Source organism: Streptomyces sp. NPDC002573 (genome assembly GCF_042889625.1).
Lineage (GTDB): Bacteria > Actinomycetota > Actinomycetes > Streptomycetales > Streptomycetaceae > Streptomyces > Streptomyces gibsoniae.
This window is the reverse complement of sequence record NZ_JBIARC010000033.1, coordinates 1-16,385: the sequence shown is the minus strand read 5'-3', so window position 1 is coordinate 16,385 and position 16,385 is coordinate 1. Positions and strand designations below refer to the sequence as shown.

Annotated in this window: 21 protein-coding genes and 1 riboswitch; of the genes, 8 read left to right on the top strand and 13 right to left on the bottom strand. The window is 71.6% G+C overall.

Annotation, left to right across the window (positions count from 1 at the left end; all coding sequences use genetic code 11):
* Positions 1-4 precede the first annotated feature (4 nt).
* Complete coding sequence (locus tag ACFYX0_RS27735) at positions 5-361, bottom strand: hypothetical protein (RefSeq protein WP_365162632.1); 357 nt, start codon at positions 359-361, stop codon at positions 5-7.
* Between the two features lie 8 nt (positions 362-369).
* Positions 370-1,128: a LytR/AlgR family response regulator transcription factor gene (locus tag ACFYX0_RS27730; protein ID WP_388974046.1), complete on the bottom strand. Its 759-nt coding sequence runs from the start codon at positions 1,126-1,128 to the stop codon at positions 370-372.
* Between the two features lie 77 nt (positions 1,129-1,205).
* Between ACFYX0_RS27730 and ACFYX0_RS27725 the strand changes: the two genes are divergently transcribed.
* The 3 genes from ACFYX0_RS27725 to rocD all read left to right on the top strand — a co-directional run bounded on the left by ACFYX0_RS27725 (position 1,206) and on the right by rocD (position 3,862).
* Positions 1,206-1,709, top strand: a complete 504-nt coding sequence (locus tag ACFYX0_RS27725) for an Lrp/AsnC family transcriptional regulator (RefSeq protein WP_355908104.1) — start codon at positions 1,206-1,208, stop codon at positions 1,707-1,709.
* A gap of 123 nt (positions 1,710-1,832) precedes the next feature.
* Positions 1,833-2,645 (top strand): dimethylargininase, encoded by an 813-nt coding sequence (gene ddaH, locus ACFYX0_RS27720; protein ID WP_311691421.1) that lies wholly within the window; start codon positions 1,833-1,835, stop codon positions 2,643-2,645.
* The gene (gene rocD, locus ACFYX0_RS27715; protein ID WP_388974044.1) at positions 2,642-3,862 is read left to right on the top strand and encodes an ornithine--oxo-acid transaminase; all 1,221 of its coding nucleotides are present in this window, start codon (positions 2,642-2,644) and stop codon (positions 3,860-3,862) included. Before ddaH ends, rocD begins: the two co-directional genes overlap by 4 nt.
* A 91-nt stretch (positions 3,863-3,953) precedes the next feature.
* On the opposite strand, the gene ACFYX0_RS27710 is transcribed toward rocD, so the two are convergent.
* The 3 genes from ACFYX0_RS27710 to ACFYX0_RS27700 form a co-directional block, all read right to left on the bottom strand.
* On the bottom strand, positions 3,954-4,430 hold the full coding sequence (locus tag ACFYX0_RS27710; RefSeq protein WP_388974043.1) for a TIGR00725 family protein: 477 nt from the start codon (positions 4,428-4,430) through the stop codon (positions 3,954-3,956).
* A 32-nt stretch (positions 4,431-4,462) separates the two neighbouring features.
* Positions 4,463-5,491 (bottom strand): NAD-dependent epimerase/dehydratase family protein, encoded by a 1,029-nt coding sequence (locus ACFYX0_RS27705; RefSeq protein WP_355908116.1) that lies wholly within the window; start codon positions 5,489-5,491, stop codon positions 4,463-4,465.
* Positions 5,492-5,584: 93 nt separating this feature from the next.
* Entirely contained in the window at positions 5,585-5,896 is a 312-nt protein-coding gene (locus ACFYX0_RS27700; protein ID WP_388974041.1) for a helix-turn-helix transcriptional regulator, read from the bottom strand.
* Positions 5,897-6,110: 214 nt separating this feature from the next.
* On the opposite strand from ACFYX0_RS27700, the gene ACFYX0_RS27695 reads away from it, so the two are divergent.
* Positions 6,111-6,302: a hypothetical protein gene (locus tag ACFYX0_RS27695; RefSeq protein ID WP_311691411.1), complete on the top strand. Its 192-nt coding sequence runs from the start codon at positions 6,111-6,113 to the stop codon at positions 6,300-6,302.
* A 211-nt stretch (positions 6,303-6,513) separates the two neighbouring features.
* Entirely contained in the window at positions 6,514-7,239 is a 726-nt protein-coding gene (locus ACFYX0_RS27690) for a lysophospholipid acyltransferase family protein (protein WP_355908120.1), read from the top strand.
* 103 nt (positions 7,240-7,342) lie between these two features.
* On the opposite strand, the gene ACFYX0_RS27685 is transcribed toward ACFYX0_RS27690, so the two are convergent.
* From ACFYX0_RS27685 to ACFYX0_RS27650, 8 genes are all read right to left on the bottom strand, one after another.
* Positions 7,343-8,941, bottom strand: coding sequence for an alpha/beta hydrolase (locus tag ACFYX0_RS27685; RefSeq protein WP_388974039.1), 1,599 nt, complete (start codon positions 8,939-8,941; stop codon positions 7,343-7,345).
* A 136-nt stretch (positions 8,942-9,077) separates the two neighbouring features.
* Positions 9,078-9,842 (bottom strand): urease accessory protein UreD, encoded by a 765-nt coding sequence (locus tag ACFYX0_RS27680; protein ID WP_388974037.1) that lies wholly within the window; start codon positions 9,840-9,842, stop codon positions 9,078-9,080.
* On the bottom strand, positions 9,830-10,507 hold the full coding sequence (gene ureG, locus ACFYX0_RS27675) for an urease accessory protein UreG (protein ID WP_355908129.1): 678 nt from the start codon (positions 10,505-10,507) through the stop codon (positions 9,830-9,832). The genes ACFYX0_RS27680 and ureG overlap by 13 nt, the downstream gene beginning before the upstream one ends.
* A 59-nt stretch (positions 10,508-10,566) precedes the next feature.
* On the bottom strand, positions 10,567-11,241 hold the full coding sequence (locus tag ACFYX0_RS27670) for an urease accessory UreF family protein (protein WP_355908132.1): 675 nt from the start codon (positions 11,239-11,241) through the stop codon (positions 10,567-10,569).
* On the bottom strand, positions 11,241-12,962 hold the full coding sequence (locus tag ACFYX0_RS27665; protein WP_388974035.1) for an urease subunit alpha: 1,722 nt from the start codon (positions 12,960-12,962) through the stop codon (positions 11,241-11,243). The genes ACFYX0_RS27670 and ACFYX0_RS27665 overlap by 1 nt, the downstream gene beginning before the upstream one ends.
* Positions 12,955-13,266, bottom strand: a complete 312-nt coding sequence (locus tag ACFYX0_RS27660; RefSeq protein ID WP_388974033.1) for an urease subunit beta — start codon at positions 13,264-13,266, stop codon at positions 12,955-12,957. The genes ACFYX0_RS27665 and ACFYX0_RS27660 overlap by 8 nt, the downstream gene beginning before the upstream one ends.
* Positions 13,267-13,281: 15 nt before the next feature.
* Complete coding sequence (locus ACFYX0_RS27655) at positions 13,282-13,584, bottom strand: urease subunit gamma (RefSeq protein WP_365654336.1); 303 nt, start codon at positions 13,582-13,584, stop codon at positions 13,282-13,284.
* A gap of 179 nt (positions 13,585-13,763) precedes the next feature.
* On the bottom strand, positions 13,764-14,039 hold the full coding sequence (locus ACFYX0_RS27650) for a type II toxin-antitoxin system Phd/YefM family antitoxin (protein WP_311691393.1): 276 nt from the start codon (positions 14,037-14,039) through the stop codon (positions 13,764-13,766).
* A gap of 192 nt (positions 14,040-14,231) precedes the next feature.
* Between ACFYX0_RS27650 and ACFYX0_RS27645 the strand changes: the two genes are divergently transcribed.
* The 3 genes from ACFYX0_RS27645 (at position 14,232) to ACFYX0_RS27635 (ending at position 16,266) form a co-directional block, all read left to right on the top strand.
* Entirely contained in the window at positions 14,232-14,867 is a 636-nt protein-coding gene (locus tag ACFYX0_RS27645) for an ATP-dependent Clp protease proteolytic subunit (protein ID WP_388974031.1), read from the top strand.
* Positions 14,868-14,874: 7 nt separating this feature from the next.
* Positions 14,875-15,180 carry a hypothetical protein gene (locus ACFYX0_RS27640; RefSeq protein ID WP_311691391.1) on the top strand — a complete coding sequence of 102 codons (306 nt, stop codon included), beginning with the start codon at positions 14,875-14,877 and terminating at the stop codon, positions 15,178-15,180.
* Between the two features lie 414 nt (positions 15,181-15,594).
* A riboswitch (cyclic di-AMP (ydaO/yuaA leader) is annotated at positions 15,595-15,789 on the top strand.
* Between the two features lie 3 nt (positions 15,790-15,792).
* Complete coding sequence (locus tag ACFYX0_RS27635) at positions 15,793-16,266, top strand: C40 family peptidase (protein ID WP_311691390.1); 474 nt, start codon at positions 15,793-15,795, stop codon at positions 16,264-16,266.
* Positions 16,267-16,385 lie beyond the last annotated feature (119 nt).

The window sequence follows — 16,385 nt, the reverse complement described above, 5'->3', positions numbered from 1 at the left end:
CGCCTCAGCGGTCCTCGACGAGACGCACGAGGTCCTTCTCGTTGCGTTCGGCGCGGCGCACGTACCAGCGGGCGAGCAGGACCAGCGGCGGGTAGAGGCAGAAACCGAGCACGGCCCACTCCAGCCCCTTGTTGCGGGTGGCGGCGAAGACCAGGGGCAGCGGGCCCACGAGCAGCACGAGCACGGTGAACACCGTGAGAGAGGCGCGCAGTTGACTGCGCATCAGGGAGCGGACGTAGGTGTGGCCGAGGGTGGTCTGCTCGTCTATCTCGGTCCGCGGGCGGGAGTAGCCGAAGGCGCGGCGGGTGTGCCGGGGCGGCCCGGTGACGACGACCCGGCGCTCGGTGGGGTCCTGGGGCACGCCGCTCCTCACCGGCCCGTGGTCCGGCGCGTCAGCACCTCGCGCAGCTCGCGGGCGTGCCGTCGGCTGACCTGGAGTTCGACCGATCCCACCAGAACGCTCACCGTGCCCGCGTCGAGGCGGAGTTCGTCGATGTGCCGTAAGGCGACGAGGTGGCGGCGGTGGATGCGGAGGAAGCCGCGCCCGCGCCAGCGCTCCTCCAGGGAGGACAGCGGGATGCGGACGAGGTGGCTGCCCTGCGCGGTGTGCAGACGGGCGTAGTCGCCCTGTGCCTCCACATGGGTGATGTGCTCGACGGGCACGAACCGCGTCACTCCGCCCAGCTCGACCGGGACGTGGTCCGGGTCGGGTTCGTGGACCGGGATCAGCGGTGCGGTCCGGCGCTGCTGCTCGGCCCGGCGCACGGCCTCCGCGAGCCGCTCGCGCCGCACGGGCTTGAGCACGTAGTCGACGGCCTTGAGGTCGAACGCATGCACGGCGAATCCCTCGTGGGCGGTGACGAACACGACGAGCGGCGGCTCGGCGAGACCGGTCAGCAGGCGGGCCATCTCCAGTCCGTCGAGCCCCGGCATATGGATGTCGAGGAAGACGACGTCGATCGCGTCGGGGCCGCCGGGGCCGGACTCCAGGGCGCGGTTGATCCGGCGCAGCGCCTCGGTCGCGTCGCCCGCACCCTCCACGCTGTCGATCCGCGGATCGGCGTGCAGCAGATAGATCAGCTCCTCCAGCGAAGGGCGTTCGTCGTCGACGGCGAGGGCGCGCAGCATGAACGTGGAGTGTAGGAGGATTCCGTACGCCTGGACATGTGCGGAGCATGGACGTTCCCGCTGGATACAGTGCCCGCATGAACAGCAGGCCAGCGCCGTTCGACGAGCTCGACCGGAAGATCGTCACCGCTCTGATGGCGAATGCCAGGACCAGTTTCGCCGAGATCGGCGCGGCCGTCGGCCTGTCGTCGACGGCGGTCAAGCGCCGGGTGGACCGGCTGCGCGAGACGGGCGTGATCACCGGGTTCACGGCCACGGTGAAGCCGGCGGCGCTGGGCTGGCGCACGGAGGCGTATGTGGAGGTGTACTGCGAGGGCGCGGCGCCGCCCCGGCGCCTGGCGGAGGTCGTGCGCAACCATCCGGAGATCACCGCGGCGATGACGGTGACCGGCGGGGCGGACGCGCTGCTGCATGTGCGGGCCCGGGACGTCGAGCACTTCGAGGAGGTGCTTGAGCGGATCCGCACCGAGCCCTTCATCCGGAAGACGATCAGCGTGATGGTGCTGTCCCACCTGCTACCGGAGAGCCCGGAGGCGGGAGCCAACCAGGCGGCGCCCGACAGCGCAGCAGACGTGCGCTGACCAGCCCCAGAACGCAGTGTTGCTGCGCGAAGACGCAGCCATCGTTTCTTGTCGCGCGTCTCCGTCGCTTTCTACCTTTGTGTCACCCTCACTCGACACCCCAGGAAGCGGAGGAACCCCTCTGTGACCGACTCCCGTGTGCCGCGCCGGCGGCGCTTCCTCGTCTGCGAACCCAGACACTTCGCCGTGCAGTACGCGATCAATCCGTGGATGCATCCCGACACGACGGTCGACGTCGACCTCGCCCGGGAGCAGTGGCAGGGGCTGATCCGCGCCTACCGCGACCACGGACACACCGTCGACGCCGTGGACCCGGTCCCCGGCCTCCCGGACATGGTGTTCGCCGCGAACTCGGCGGTCGTCGTCGACGGCCGTGTCTTCGGCTCCTACTTCCACGCCCCCGAGCGCCGCCCCGAGTCCGACCACTACGAGACGTGGTTCAAGGCGGCCGGCTACGACGTGCACCGCTCCGAGTCCGTCTGCGAGGGCGAGGGCGACCTGGTCTGGACGGGACGCTACCTCCTGGCCGGCACCGGATTCCGTACGACGCGGGACGCGCACCGCGAGGTGCAGGAGTTCTTCGGTCACCCGGTCGTCAGCCTGACCCTGGTGGACCCGTACTTCTACCACCTGGACACGGCGCTGTTCGTCCTCGACGACCACAACATCGTCTACTACCCCGAGGCGTTCTCGCCCGGCAGCCGCGAGGTGCTCGCCCGGCTGTACCCGGACGCGGTGCTCGCGACCCGCGAGGACGCCATGGTGTTCGGGCTCAATTCCGTCTCCGACGGGCGCCACGTCTTCATCGCTCCCCGGGCCGAGGTGCTCGCCGCCCGGCTCGCCGACCACGGTTACGACCCCGTCCCCGTCGACCTCTCGGAGTTCCACAAGGCCGGCGGTGGCATCAAGTGCTGCACTCAGGAGATCCGTTCATGACCGCACCTGCCCGCACGCGTTCCTCCGACGAACTGATCAGCGCCGAGCAGCCGGTTCTCGCGCACAACTACCACCCGCTGCCCGTGGTGGTGGCGCGCGCCGAGGGCACCTGGGTGGAGGACGTCGAGGGCCGCCGCTACCTCGACATGCTCGCCGGGTACTCGGCCCTCAACTTCGGGCACCGCAATCCGGTGCTGATCGAGGCGGCCCACCGCCAGCTGGACCGTCTGACCCTCACCTCCCGTGCGTTCCACAACGACCAGCTCGCCGAGTTCGCCGAGTCCCTGGCCGCGCTGACCGGCCTGGACATGGTCCTGCCGATGAACACGGGCGCCGAGGCCGTGGAGAGCGCCGTCAAGGTGGCCCGCAAGTGGGCGTACGAGGTCAAGGGCGTGCCCGCCGACCAGGCGACCGTCGTCGTGGCCTCCGGCAACTTCCACGGCCGTACGACGACGATCGTCAGCTTCTCCACGGACGAGACGGCACGGTCGGGCTTCGGCCCGTTCACCCCGGGCTTCCGGATCGTCCCGTACAACGACCTGGCCGCGCTGGAGGCGGCCGTCGACGAGACGACGGCGGCTGTGCTGATCGAGCCCATCCAGGGCGAGGCGGGCGTGATCATCCCCGACGACGGCTATCTCGCCGGGGTCCGCGAGCTGACCCGCCGCGCCGGGTGCCTGTTCATCGCCGACGAGATCCAGTCGGGCCTCGGCCGCACGGGCAGCACCCTGGCCGTGGACCACGAGGGGGTCGTGCCGGACGCGGTGCTGCTCGGCAAGGCGCTCGGCGGCGGCATCGTGCCGGTGTCCGCGGTGGTCGCGCGCCGTGAGGTGCTCGGGGTGCTCAAGCCGGGCGAGCACGGCTCCACGTTCGGCGGCAACCCGCTGGCCGCGGCGGTCGGCTCGGCGGTCGTCGGGATCCTGGAGACGGGCGAGTTCCAGCGCCGGGCGGCTGAGTTGGGCGTGGTGCTGCGGGACGGTCTGACCGCGCTGCTCGGCAAGGGCGTCGTGGGCTTCCGCTCGCGCGGCCTGTGGGCGGGCGTCGACGTCGACCCCGCGATCGGCACCGGCCGTGAGATCAGCGAGCGCCTGATGCGGGAGGGGATCCTGGCCAAGGACACCCATGGCTCGACGATCCGTCTGGCCCCGCCGCTGACCATCACGGCCGAGGAGCTGGAATCGGCCCTTCAGGCGCTGGAGCGCGTCCTGACCGCCTGAGGACCGGCGACCGACGGCACCCGGGACTCCGAGCACCACGGATCCCGGGTGCCGCTGTCCGCCGCCGGGTCCCGCGGCGTCGACGCGCCGGTCAGGGCCACAGTCCCGTGAGGTCGAGCGCCTCGGCCGGTGTCCGGGCGTGCCGTACGCCCGGTACCTCGTGTCCGCCGGCCTCGACGGGACGCCAGCCGTCACCGAGTTGGACCACGGGCACACCGCCCCGGCGCATGGCCAGGGCCAGCTCCGAGAGCGTGCCCCAGGAGCCGCCGACCACGATGACGGCGTCCCCGCTGTGGACGATCACACTGTTGCGTGCCTGCCCCATGCCGGTGGCGATCGCGACGCTCAGATCCGGCCCGGCCCCGGCTCGGTCGGCCCCCGGCAGGACCCCGACGACCAGCCCGTCGCTGGACCGGGCGCCCGCCGCGACGGCGGCCATCACCCCGCCGTGCCCGCCGCAGATCACCACGGCCTGCCGCTCCGCGAGCAGCCGCCCCAGTTCATGGGCGAGGTCCCACTCGTGCTCCCCGCACCGCGCGGGCCCGCACACCGCCACCTGCACCGCCATGCCGAGCCTCCTCCGGGCGCCCGACGGCGACCTCAGCCGACCTTATGGCCGTGCAGGGGCGCGGTCGCGGCTCCGGCGCCCTCCCGCAGCCCCTTGAGGAACTCCTCCAGGACCTCCGTCGCCGTAAGCCGCGGCCGCCAGTCCAGTTCGGTGTGCGCACGGGTGCAGTCCATGAGCGGCAGGCGCAGCACGGCGTCGAAGAGATGCGGGGAGGCGGGGAGCAGACGCAGGCCCCACGCGGCGGCGATCGCCGACCGGGCGGCGGTGCGGGGCAGCCGTACCGGGCGGGACCCCATGACCTCGCCCAGGGCGGCCGCGTCGAGGGGCGGGTCGGCGGCCAGGTTGAACGCGCCGCGCACATCACGGTGGAGGGCGAGCTGATACGCGCGGGCCGCGTCGTCGGTGTGCAGGGCCTGGACTCGCAGCCCGGAGACGTCCGGCAGGAACGGCAGCAGTTCCGGGCGGACCAGCGGTCCGGGCAGGAACCGCCCGGCGAAGATCCGCCGCTGTTCGCTCGCCGACTCCCGTTTGAACAGGAAGGCGGGCCGCATCCTGACCACCCGGATCTCGGGGTGCTCGTACTCGAAGGCGTCGAGGGTCCGCTCCAGATAGGCCTTCTCCCGGGTGTAGGCGGCGTCCGGCCAGCCGTGCGTCGGCCATGACTCGTCGACGGCGTCTTCCTTGGGGCCCGGGGAGTAGGCGCCGACGGACGAGGCGTGCACCAGCGTGGGCACCTCGGCGGCGGCGACGGCCTCGAAGACCCGGACGCTGCCGAGGACGTTGGTCTCCCAGGTGGCGACCGGATCGTGCGTCGGCTGGAACGCCCACGCCAGGTGGACGACCGCGTCCGCGCCCTCGAACTCCTGCACGATGTCGGCCCCCGCCGACGTGAGGTCGACCGCCGACCATCGCACCCGATCGGGGCCGAGGTCGGGGACCCGGCGCGCGAGGCCCCGCACGCCGGCCACCTCCGGGTCCTCGGCGAGCAGGCGTACGAGACTGGTGCCCACATTGCCGGTGGCACCCGTGACCACGATCTTCTTACCCGTTGTGGTGCTCACTGGCTGCTCCTCTCATGACCGGGACGGGCGAGTACCCGGTGCGCGCGGGAGCTGCACACCCCGGTGGCCGCCGCGGACCGGTGCCGAGTGCCCTCACCCGTGCCGGCGCTCGTGCCGGGCGAGCAGCGAGAGCAGGTCGGCGACGCTCAGGCTCGACTCCGCCGGGTGCCTCAGGAGGGTGCCGGGCTGGATGCGGTAGATGTTGGAGCGCCCCTCGCGGCTGTGGGTGAGGTAGCCGCCCTCTTCCAGATCCGTGATGATCTTCTGGACGGCGCGTTCCGTCAGCAGGCAGCGGGCCGCGATGTCACGGATCCGGGTGGTCCGGTCATCGGCGATCGCGGCCAGGACGCGTGCGTGGTTGGTGAGGAACGTCCACCCGATGTGCGGCTCAGGCACTCCAGCCATACAGCCGAGCGTAGAAGCCCGGGTACCGGAACACAAAAGGGCGAAAGGGCTTTCAGGTAAGCCCTGACCTGCGAAGTCCGGCTCCCCGCTGCTGTACCCGATCCGCCGTGGGACCCGCCGCCGATGGCCGATATGCAGGGCCGTACGAGTCGTGCCACGCTGATCGGGGGCGGAGTCGCGCCCCCTGTCTCGCCTCGTCGAGGAGTGAGCCGCCATGACCGACCGGGAACGCCACCCGTTCGAGGACGACTCGGGCCACCTCAGGGACATGACCGAGGAGACCCTGGGCGCCCAGGAGCAGGCGCGCCAGGAACGCCAGCACCGGCTGGAGGAGCAGCAGAGCCGGCGCAGGGACGACGAGTCGCCGTCCGCACGCCCTCAGCAGGAGGACGACTACTATCTGTGACCCGTAACCGCGGGGCAGCGCTCACGTCAGCCGTGCGCTTCGCGGAGTCTTTCCCCCACCCCGGCCCGGCCCCCGGTCCGGGGTGTCGTACGCGTGGGGTCCGCCCGGTTCCCGCCGGTCGCGCGCGACCCTACACTGGCACCCCGTCACATGCGGTTGAGCTGCTGGAACACGGCGGTCGAGCCGATCCGCCGGAGTGAGGAGCAGGCCCTTGTTCTACTACGTGCTCAAATACGTCCTTCTCGGCCCCCTGCTCAGACTGGTCTTCCGGCCGCGGATCGAGGGCCTCGACCATGTGCCGGCGGACGGGCCGGCCATCGTCGCCGGCAACCATCTCTCGTTCTCCGACCACTTTCTGATGCCCGCGATCCTCAGACGCCGCATCACCTTCCTCGCGAAGGCCGAGTACTTCACCGGTCCCGGCATCAAGGGCCGTCTGACCGCCGCGTTCTTCCGCAGCGTGGGCCAGATCCCGGTGGACCGCTCGGGGAAGGAGGCCGGGCAGGCCGCGATCCGCGAGGGCCTCGGTGTGCTGGCCAAGGACGAGCTGCTGGGCATCTACCCGGAGGGCACCCGCTCCCACGACGGGCGTCTGTACAAGGGCAAGGTCGGGGTCGCCGTGATGGCCCTCAAGGCCCGGTGCCCCGTGATCCCCTGCGCGATGATCGGCACGTTCGAGGCCCAGCCGCCCGGCCGGACCATCCCCCGCGTCCACCCCGTGACCATCCGCTTCGGCGAGCCCCTGGACTTCTCCCGCTACATCGGCCTGGAGAGCGAGAAGGCGGTGCTGCGCGCCGTCACCGACGAGATCATGTACGCCATCCTGGCCCTCTCCGAGCAGGAGTACGTCGACCGGTACGCGGCGGACGCCAAGGCCGAGGAGGCCGGGCGGACGGGCGAGCGGTCGCCGAGGTTTCCGCGGATGCCGCTGGGGTGAGCCCGGACAGCCCGGACACGAACAGGGGCGGCCGGATGTCCGGCCGCCCCTTTCGCGCGTGTGTCGCGAGACGTGCGCAGGGCTCCGCCCTACGTGTCCGCGCCTACGGCTTCGGCGTCGCGTGCGGCGTGCAGGTCACGTCCGCCTTGTCCGTCTTGCCGGTGAGCAGGTAGGTGTCCACCCGGCTGTTGATGCACGGGTTGACCAGACCGGTCACACCGTGGGAACCCGCGTCCTTCTCGATGATCAGGCGGGAGCCCTGGAAGCGCTTGTGCAGCTCGACCGCGCCGTCGAACGGCGTGGCGGCGTCACGCGTGGACTGCACGATCATGACGGTCGGCAGGCCCTTGCCCGTCCTCACGTTCAGCGGGGACTGCTGCTTGACCGGCCACGTGGCGCACGGCAGGTTCATCCAGGCGTTGGCCCACGTCATGAACGGGTAGCCCTTGTTGAGCCGGGTGTTGTCCCGGTCCCACTTCTGCCAGCTCGTCGGCCACTTGGCGTCGGTGCACTCGACGGCCGTGTAGACGGCGTTGCCGTTCTCGGCGGTGATGTTGCCCGCCGTGTTCGACAGGTCCGGCGCGGCCGCGTCCACGAGGGCCTGGGTGTCACCGGCCACGTACTTGCTGAAGACGGTGGCGACTGGCACCCACGAGGAGTCGTAGTACGGGGCGCTCTGGAAGAAGGAGATCAGCTCGGCCGGGCCGACCACTCCGCCGATCGGGTTCTTCTTCGCCGTGGCGCGCAGCTCGAGCCACTTGGCCTGCACCGCGTCACGGGTGGTGCCCAGGTGGAAGCTGGCGTCGTTCGCGGCGACCCAGTTCTCCCAGTCCTTCCAGCGGCCCTCGAAGGCGACGTCCTGGTCCAGGTTGGCCTGGTACCAGATCTTCTCCCGCGACGGGTTCACCACGCTGTCGACGATCATGCGACGGACGTGGCTCGGGAAGAGAGTGCCGTAGACGGCGCCGAGGTAGGTGCCGTACGAGACGCCCAGGTAGTTGAGCTTCTTCTCCCCCAGGGCGGCCCGGATGACGTCCAGGTCGCGCGCGGTGTTGGGGGTGGTCATCTGCTGGAGCATCGCGCGGCCGGTACGGTCGAGGCACCCCTGCGCGTACTCACGGGCGAGCTTGCGCTGGGCGCTCTTGTCCGCCTCGGAGTCGGGAACCGGGTCCGCCTTGGGCGCCTTCACGAACTCCTGCGGGTCCTCGCAGGAGATGGGCGCCGAGTGGCCGACACCGCGCGGGTCGAAGCCGACGAAGTCGTACGCCTTCGCGACGTTGACCCAGAGCGGGTTCTTGGTGGTGATCCGCAGCGGGAAGCGCATCCCGGAGCCGCCGGGGCCGCCGGGGTTGTACACCAGGGAGCCTTGGCGCTCCTGCTTGGTGCCGGTGTTCCCGACGCGGTCGACAGCGAGCTTGATCTGCTTGCCGTCCGGGTGGGCGTAGTCGACCGGGACGGTGACCCAGCCGCACTGGACGGGCTTCGCGAACCCCCAGTCCGCCGGGCAGTCCTTCCAGTCGATCCCGGCCTTGGCCGCGCGCGCGGCGGCGATCGCCGCGCCACGGGCCTCCCGGTCCTGACCGTGGCGCGAGTCGGCGGCGGCCGACGGCGCGGCCATGGCGCCGGCTATCAGCGTCGCCGTGACAAGCGCCCCCGCGGAGCCGAGCGCGGCGGCTCGTCTCGTCGGTCTGATTCCCCTCAAGTGTGACCTCCCCGTACAAGGTTGCTATAGGTACGGGGATCCTTGCTGCTGTGAGAACCCTGAGAACAGAGGGGACTTGGCATCTTTACCAATCCGATAACCGGTACACGGCGCTCCGCCCAGCGGAGCGGACCGGTCAAGTCAGCTTTTCCAATGCCTCGTTGAGCACTCGGCGTAGCCGCAGCGCGTCCGGCGCGACCGCGGTGACGAGCACACCGGGCCCGGCGAGCGGGGTCAGCGCGGCACCCTCCCCCAGCATCCGCGCCTCAGCCGGGCGTGTATCGAACTCCGGCCCCACGACGAGGAGTTGGCCCATCGCGCGATGTCCCGCCAGAACGGCGGGGCCGTCCCATCCGCCGGGGGCGCCCGGTCCACAGGCCACCTCCTGGTCGAGCAGGGGGCGACCGGCCAGCCGTACTGTGAGACGGCTGGTGAGCCGTCCCGGTTGCTCTCCGAAACGGCCGAGGACCTGCTCCTCGCGGTACACCAGACGGGCGCCGGGCGCGAGGTCGATCCGCGTGGAGACGGACAGCTCGCTGCCCTTGGCCGAGATCAGCTGCTCCGGCAGCCAGTGCAGTTCGCCGCCGGCCGCCACATCGAGCCGGACGTCGTAGCGGGCCTCGCCCTTCGCCTGCCCGGGCAGGGCGAGGGTTGCGGCGGCCGATCCCGTACGGAGCAGCGCGCCGCTGCCCACGGTCGCCTCGACGGTGAAGTGGTCCCCGCCGAGCGGCCCGCTCATCGCGCCGACGAGCATGACCCGGGCCTCCGTACCGCGCGCCCGGGTCCGGCGCAGCGCGAGCGGCCCCTCGCCCGCCAGCACCGGCAGGGACGTGCCGCCCCGGCCGTCGTCCCGGGCCACGATCCGCGCGGTGGCCCGTACCCCCGTCGTCACGCCGTCCACGCGGCGAGCCGCGCCCGCACCCAGCCGGCCACCTCGCCGACGCCGGCCTCGGTCCGCAGGGACTGGAAGACGACGGGCAGTTCGGCCCGCTGTGCCTTCGCGTCGGCCGCCATCCGGGAGAGATCGGACCCGACGTACGGCGCGAGATCGGTCTTGTTGACGACGAGCAGATCCGCGGTGGTGACCCCGGGGCCGCCCTTGCGGGGGATGTCGTCGCCGCCCGCGACGTCGATGACGAAGATCTGCGCGTCGACAAGTCCCTTGGAGAAGGTGGCGGTGAGGTTGTCCCCCCCGGACTCGACGAGGATCAGATCGAGCGGCCCTACCTCGTCCTCCAGGTCCTCCACCGCTTCGAGGTTGGCGGAGATGTCGTCCCGGATGGCGGTGTGCGGACAGGCTCCGGTCTCCACGGCGGCGATCCGCTCGGGCGGCAGCACGGCCTCCCGCAGCAGGAACTCGGCGTCCTCACGGGTGTAGATGTCGTTGGTCACGACGGCGAGGGACAGTTCGTCCCGCAGGGTCCGGCAGAGCGCGGCGACGGTGGCGGTCTTGCCGGATCCGACGGGACCGCCGAGCCCGATCCGCAGGGCGCGCCGGGAACCGTCGGGCCGGCGGGCGTCGGCGCCGACGGCCGCGGGGCCTTCGTGGGTGTGGTCGAGGTGCATGGGGCGGCTCCTGTCGCTTAGGTGGGGCTGGAGGGTAGGGGTCCGCGGACGGGCCGCTGCTACGAGGCGAACAGCCGGACTGGCCGCGCGGCATGCGCCTCCGCGCCGATCTCCAGCAGGGGCGCCGAGGCGGCGGGCAGCGCCTCGGACCCGTCGTCGAGCACGCGCCGGGCCGCTTCCCGTGCGCGGTCGGCCACGAGATCCATCTCGGGCGCCAGCCGCGCGAGCACGGCCGACGCGTCGAAGGGGTCCAGGCTCAACAGCCGTACGACCGCGGTCGCGGGCCCGCTCACGCTCTCGTGGACGGCGCAGTACGCGGCATCCTGCGCGCCGAGACCCGCGGCCCGGGCCGCGACTCCCAGGACCACCGGCTGGTGCGCGCCCCTGGGGAACGCGCCTGCCAGGGCGTCGAGTTCGCCGGAGGGCCAGGTGGCGCGCGCCGCCCGCATCAGCTGCCGTCCCAGCCGGCGCGCGGCGGCCCGGAGCGCGGCCGACGGCGTACGGGCGTCGGCGGCGGCGTCCAGGGTGGCCGGGTCCACACCGAGCGCGGCCGCCGCGGCGAGGGACGCCGACACCAGCCCGGCGGTGTGCAGCCGTCCCCGGCAGAAGTCCTCCAGGCTCGCGGCCCCGGTGATCCGCCCGGCGCGGACCGCCTCCTCGGCCCCGCCGGAGTGGGCATGCCCTCCGGCGGGGAAGCGGCCGTCGGCCAGGACGAGAAGCGCTGCCCTGGACATCAGAAGAGGAAGTACCGCTGAGCCATGGGCAGTTCCGCGGCCGGGGCGGCCTCGACCAGTTCCCCGTCGATATGGACGGCGAAGCTGTCGGGGTCGACCCGCACCCGGGGCCGGGCGTCGTTCTGGCGCATGTCCGCCTTGGTGACACCGCGCGTGGACTCGATGGCCACGAACCTCTTCCCGAGCGCGAGCCGCTCCGGCAGCCCGTCCTCGATCGCGAGGGGCGCCACGAAGTTGACCGAGTTCGAGGCGGGGGCCCGGCCGATCGCCCCGTACATCGGGCGCGGCAGGATCGGCTGCGGGGTCGGGATGGAGGCGTTGGCGTCGCCCATCTGCGCGTACGCGATCTGGCCGCCCTTGATGACGAGATGCGGTTTGACGCCGAAGAACGCGGGCTCCCACAGCACCAGGTCGGCGAGCTTGCCGGGCTCGACGGAGCCGATCGTGTGGGCGAGGCCCTGGGCGAGCGCCGGGTTGATCGTGTACTTGGCGACATAGCGACGTACGCGGTGGTTGTCCGCGCGACCGTCGCCCGGCAGGGCTCCGCGTCGCCGCTTCATCACATGGGCGGTCTGCCAGGTGCGCAGGACGACCTCGCCGACGCGCCCCATGGCCTGGGAGTCGGAGGAGATGATGGAAATGGCGCCCAGATCGTGCAGGATGTCCTCCGCGCCGATCGTGGACGGCCGGATCCGGGACTCCGCGAACGCGAGGTCCTCGGGCACCGCCGGGTTGAGATGGTGGCACACCATCAGCATGTCGAGGTGTTCCTCGGCGGTGTTGACGGTGAACGGCCGGGTCGGGTTGGTGGAGCTGGGCAGGACGTGCGGCTCGGACACCACGGTCATGATGTCCGGCGCGTGTCCCCCGCCCGCGCCCTCGGTGTGGTACGCGTGGATGCCCCGGCCCGCCACGGCGGCGAGCGTGTCCCCCACGAACCCGGCTTCGTTCAGGGTGTCCGTGTGGATCGCGACCTGGATGCCGGTGCGGTCGGCGACGGTCAGCGCGGCGTCGATGACGGCGGGCGTGGAGCCCCAGTCCTCATGGAGCTTGAGGCCGAGGGCGCCGCCGCGGATCTGGGAGAGCATCGCGTCGTGCGAGACGGTGTTGCCCTTGCCGAGCAGCCCGAAGTTCAGCGGGTAGGCCTCCATCGCCTCCAGCATCCTGGCCAGGTGCCAGGGCCCGGGGGTGACGGTGGTGGCCTTCGAGCCCTCGGCCGGTCCGGTGCCGCCGCCCACCAGGGTGGTGATACCGGAGGCGAGGGCCTCGTCGGCGATCTGGGGGCAGATGAAGTGGACATGGGCGTCGATGGCCCCGGCGGTCATGATCCGGCCGTTGCCCGCGATGATCTCCGTCTCCGGTCCGATCACCAGGTCCGGGTGGACGCCGTCCATCGTGTCGGGGTTGCCGGCCTTGCCGAGGGCCGTGATCCGGCCGTCGCGGATGCCTACGTCAGCCTTGACGACGCCCCAGTGGTCGATGACGACGACGCCGGTGACAACGGTGTCGGGGGTGCCCTCGGCGCGGGTGGCCCGCGACTGTCCCATGGACTCGCGGATGACCTTGCCACCGCCGAACACGGCCTCGTCCCCGGCGCGCCCCGGCCCGCCGGAGCGGTCCTCCTCGATCTCCACGAGCAGATCGGTGTCGGCGAGCCGGATACGGTCGCCGGTGGTCGGCCCGAACAGGTCGGCGTACGCGGCGCGCGAGATCTCAGGCATCGAGAGCACCTCCGGTCTCCCCGCGCAGACCGGGCACGATCCGGGCACCGGTGAGCGGGACGAGTTCCACGTCGACGGGAATGCCGGGCTCGAAGCGGACGGCGGTGCCGGCGGCGATGTTCAGCCGCTTGCCGCGGGCGGCCGCGCGGTCGAAGTCCAGCCCCGGGTTGGCCTCGGCGAAGTGGTAGTGGGAGCCGACCTGGACGGGCCGGTCGGCGGCGTTGAGCACGGTCAGCCGGGTGGCCTCGCGGCCCTCGTTGTAGACGACGGGTTCGTCCGCGAACAGGATCTCTCCGGGGATCATGGCGGCCGCTCCCCGTCAGACGATCGGGTCGTGGACGGTGACGAGCTTGGTGCCGTCCGGGAAGGTGGCCTCGACCTGGACGTCGTGGATCATCTCCGGGATGCCCTCCATGACGTCGTCCCGGGTGAGCAGCTTGCGTCCGGAGGCCATGAGTTCGGCGACCGTACGGCCGTCACGGGCGCCTTCGAGGATGTGCGAGGTGATGAAGGCGACCGCCTCCGGATGGTTCAGCCTGAGGCCACGGGCCCGGCGCTTCTCGGCGACGTCGGCCGCCACATGGATCAGCAGCCGCTCCTGCTCGTGCGGGGTCAGTTGCACGTCCCACCTCACCGTCCTCGCCCGGGCCGTGCGGGGCCCGGTTGCCGCAGCCACCGGGCAACATCCCTGGCGGCGTGGAGGGGCAGGCTAGTTGGACCGCGTTTCGCACGCGTTAACCGGACGGTGATCCGCGCCGCCGACGGCAGGGGCACTCAGCCGTTCGGCCGGGCGGCCGGGCGTCAGGAGGCGTTGGGCCCCCGGTGCTCCGCGGCGATACCGAAGCGACGGCGCTCGCGCGGGGCCGAGGAGACCTCGCGGACGCTGGAGACCGAGCTGACCACCTGCTCCTCCGCGGCGTCCAGGGCGGCGAGACGCTCCAGGTCGGCGGCGGAGACAAGGGCGACGAGAGGCTTTCCGTGCCGCGTCACGACGACACGCTCGCCGCCGTACACCACGCGGTTGATCAGATCGGCGAGTTCAGCCCTGGCTTGCGTCACCGGAATCTCGTAGGCCATGTGGTCCAGCTTAGACCGAGGTCCCGAACAGTCCCCGGGGCCGAGAACCGCCCGGGCCGGGGACCGGCTGGACCGGGGACCGTCCCCGATTTCGCTCTCAGCGTGCCGACTTCGCTCTCAGCGTTCTTCGCCGCCCATGGAACGTACGTCCTGTACATTTTTTACAGGATCGCTGCCGAGGAGGCCCGTGCCATGAACCGTCCGTCCGCACGTCATGTCCTGCCCGAGTTCACCGAGCGCACCGGCTATGGGCAGCGCACTCTCGATCCCTACGCGAAGCTGCTGGACGAGCGGATCGTGTTCCTGGGGACGCCGATCGACGACATCGCGGCGAACGACGTGATGGCGCAGTTCATGCACCTCGAGTACCTGGACCCGGACCGCGACATCTCGCTGTACATCAACTCCCCCGGCGGCTCGTTCAGCGCGATGACCGCCGTCTACGACACGATGCAGTACGTCGGCTGCGACGTGGAGACGGTCTGCCTCGGCCAGGCGGCCTCCGCCGCCGCCGTGCTGCTGGCCGCGGGAACGCCCGGCAAGCGGGCCGCACTGCCCGGCGCACGGGTGCTGATCCACCAGCCGTCCCTGCCCGAACCCGTGCAGGGACAGGCCAGTGATCTGGTGATCCAGGCCGAGGAGTTGATGCGCGTACGCAGGCGACTGGAGGAGATGCTCGTACGTCATACGGGGCAGAGTCCGGAGCGGATCGCCGCCGACATCGAGCGGGACACGATCCTCGACGCACCGGCCGCGGTGGAGTACGGACTGGTCGACCGCATCATCCCGAGCCGCAAGGCGTCACACACCGCCACCGACGCGAGGTGACCCGCCGATGCTGCCGCCCGAACTGCCGCCGCTGCCCGCGCTGACCCGGGCCGAGGCCGAGCTGATCGACCGTTATCTCGACGTCGTCGACCTGCTCGGACGCATCAACCCCGGACACTCCGGGGACACCTACCGGGGACTGCGCGCCGCCCAGGCCCTGGCGAGCAAGGCCGCTGCTCTGCGTGACGCCCTGACGCTCATGCACCAGCGCGGGGAGCACGAACTGCACGGCCCCACGCTGGCCCGGGCCTTGCGCGTCCTCGACGGCGAACGCCGCACCGCCCGCGTCGCGGTGCCACCGGGACCGCAGTGACGACAGTGTGCGGGGGCCGACGGTACCCGACTGACGGGCAGTGATGTACGGGACGCGCGTGCGGAGTTGATTACGGTCCGGTCGGCCCCCGCACACGGCCCGCGCCGCCGGCCCTGCCCCTGGACCCGCGACACAAACGGACCGAATGGCGTACCCCTGGTCGGTGTAGCGACTGCTCCACCCGGGATCCGGGAGAACGTGGGCCAAGTGCAGGGCGTCCAGGGCGTCATGGAGTTGCTCCGCCGCAGGTCCGGGCCTCGTCGATCCCCTCAACGGCCCGCGCTCACAAGGGTGTCCAGCCGAACGGGTGAGTGGTGAGTAATGCCACAAAGACCCGGTTCCATTGTGATTTTCCGACATCCCTGGGTGAAGATCCCTTCCTGACGACAAGCCCCCGCCACCGCGGCGGGGCGGTCCGGGCGGACGCCGAATCCTGCCGCCGCCCGGATGACCGGTCGACAGAAGTGGATCGGCAGGAGTGGAGGACCCAGCAAGGCGGGCCGCCGGAGAGATCCGGAGGTCCTTGGGGTGAAGCCGCGCGAGCGGCCGGGCTACTTCGCCAGCCCGAATCCGACAGGTCATCCTTCACAGGCGGCTGACGAAGGGTTGCGCATGACTGCGCTCAATCGTGTCCCGTCGCTGCTGACCCGGGCCGGCACCGCCTCGGCCCTCACCCTCGCCGCCGTCGGCGGCAGCATCGCGGTACCCGGCGTCGCAAGCGACGCCGCGGCCGCGACACCGGCGACCAAGGCGCTCCAGGTCGCGGCGTCCAAGAAGGGCGCCCCCTACAAGTGGGGGGCCACCGGACCGCGCCGCTTCGACTGCTCCGGGCTCACCCTCTACGCCTACAAGAAGGCCGGCAAGACCCTGCCCCGCACGGCAGCGGGGCAGTACAACAAGACACACCATATTTCCGCCTCCCACCGCAAGGCCGGTGACCTGGTGTTCTTCCACTCCGGCCGGAGCATCTACCACGTGGGCATCTACGCCGGGAAGGGAAAGATCTGGCACTCCCCAAAGACCGGCTCCGTCGTACGGCTGGAGAAGATCTGGACCAAGAGCGTCTGGTACGGCCGGGTCAGCTGACCCGGCGGGGGGGGGGGGGGGGGGGGCGGCCGCCCCCCCCCCCCCGCCCCCCCCCCCGGGGCCCCCGCGGGGGGGGGGGGGGGGGCCAGCGGTGAAATTGAAACAAGTGGGCGGCACCA

Excerpts from the sequence above, each read along its gene's own strand:
- ACFYX0_RS27700 (WP_388974041.1), bottom strand. The coding sequence starts at position 5,896 with ATGGCTGGAGTGCCTGAGCCGCACATCGGGTGGACGTTCCTCACCAAC.
- ACFYX0_RS27650 (WP_311691393.1), bottom strand. The coding sequence starts at position 14,039 with ATGGCCTACGAGATTCCGGTGACGCAAGCCAGGGCTGAACTCGCCGAT.
- ACFYX0_RS27695 (WP_311691411.1), top strand. The coding sequence starts at position 6,111 with ATGACCGACCGGGAACGCCACCCGTTCGAGGACGACTCGGGCCACCTC.
- ACFYX0_RS27670 (WP_355908132.1), bottom strand. The coding sequence starts at position 11,241 with ATGTCCAGGGCAGCGCTTCTCGTCCTGGCCGACGGCCGCTTCCCCGCC.
- ureG (WP_355908129.1), bottom strand. The coding sequence starts at position 10,507 with ATGCACCTCGACCACACCCACGAAGGCCCCGCGGCCGTCGGCGCCGAC.
- ACFYX0_RS27635 (WP_311691390.1), top strand. The coding sequence starts at position 15,793 with ATGACTGCGCTCAATCGTGTCCCGTCGCTGCTGACCCGGGCCGGCACC.
- ACFYX0_RS27730 (WP_388974046.1), bottom strand. The coding sequence starts at position 1,128 with ATGCTGCGCGCCCTCGCCGTCGACGACGAACGCCCTTCGCTGGAGGAG.
- ACFYX0_RS27725 (WP_355908104.1), top strand. The coding sequence starts at position 1,206 with ATGAACAGCAGGCCAGCGCCGTTCGACGAGCTCGACCGGAAGATCGTC.
- ACFYX0_RS27640 (WP_311691391.1), top strand. The coding sequence starts at position 14,875 with ATGCTGCCGCCCGAACTGCCGCCGCTGCCCGCGCTGACCCGGGCCGAG.
- ACFYX0_RS27710 (WP_388974043.1), bottom strand. The coding sequence starts at position 4,430 with ATGGCGGTGCAGGTGGCGGTGTGCGGGCCCGCGCGGTGCGGGGAGCAC.
- ACFYX0_RS27665 (WP_388974035.1), bottom strand. The coding sequence starts at position 12,962 with ATGCCTGAGATCTCGCGCGCCGCGTACGCCGACCTGTTCGGGCCGACC.
- ACFYX0_RS27660 (WP_388974033.1), bottom strand. The coding sequence starts at position 13,266 with ATGATCCCCGGAGAGATCCTGTTCGCGGACGAACCCGTCGTCTACAAC.
- rocD (WP_388974044.1), top strand. The coding sequence starts at position 2,642 with ATGACCGCACCTGCCCGCACGCGTTCCTCCGACGAACTGATCAGCGCC.
- ACFYX0_RS27645 (WP_388974031.1), top strand. The coding sequence starts at position 14,232 with ATGAACCGTCCGTCCGCACGTCATGTCCTGCCCGAGTTCACCGAGCGC.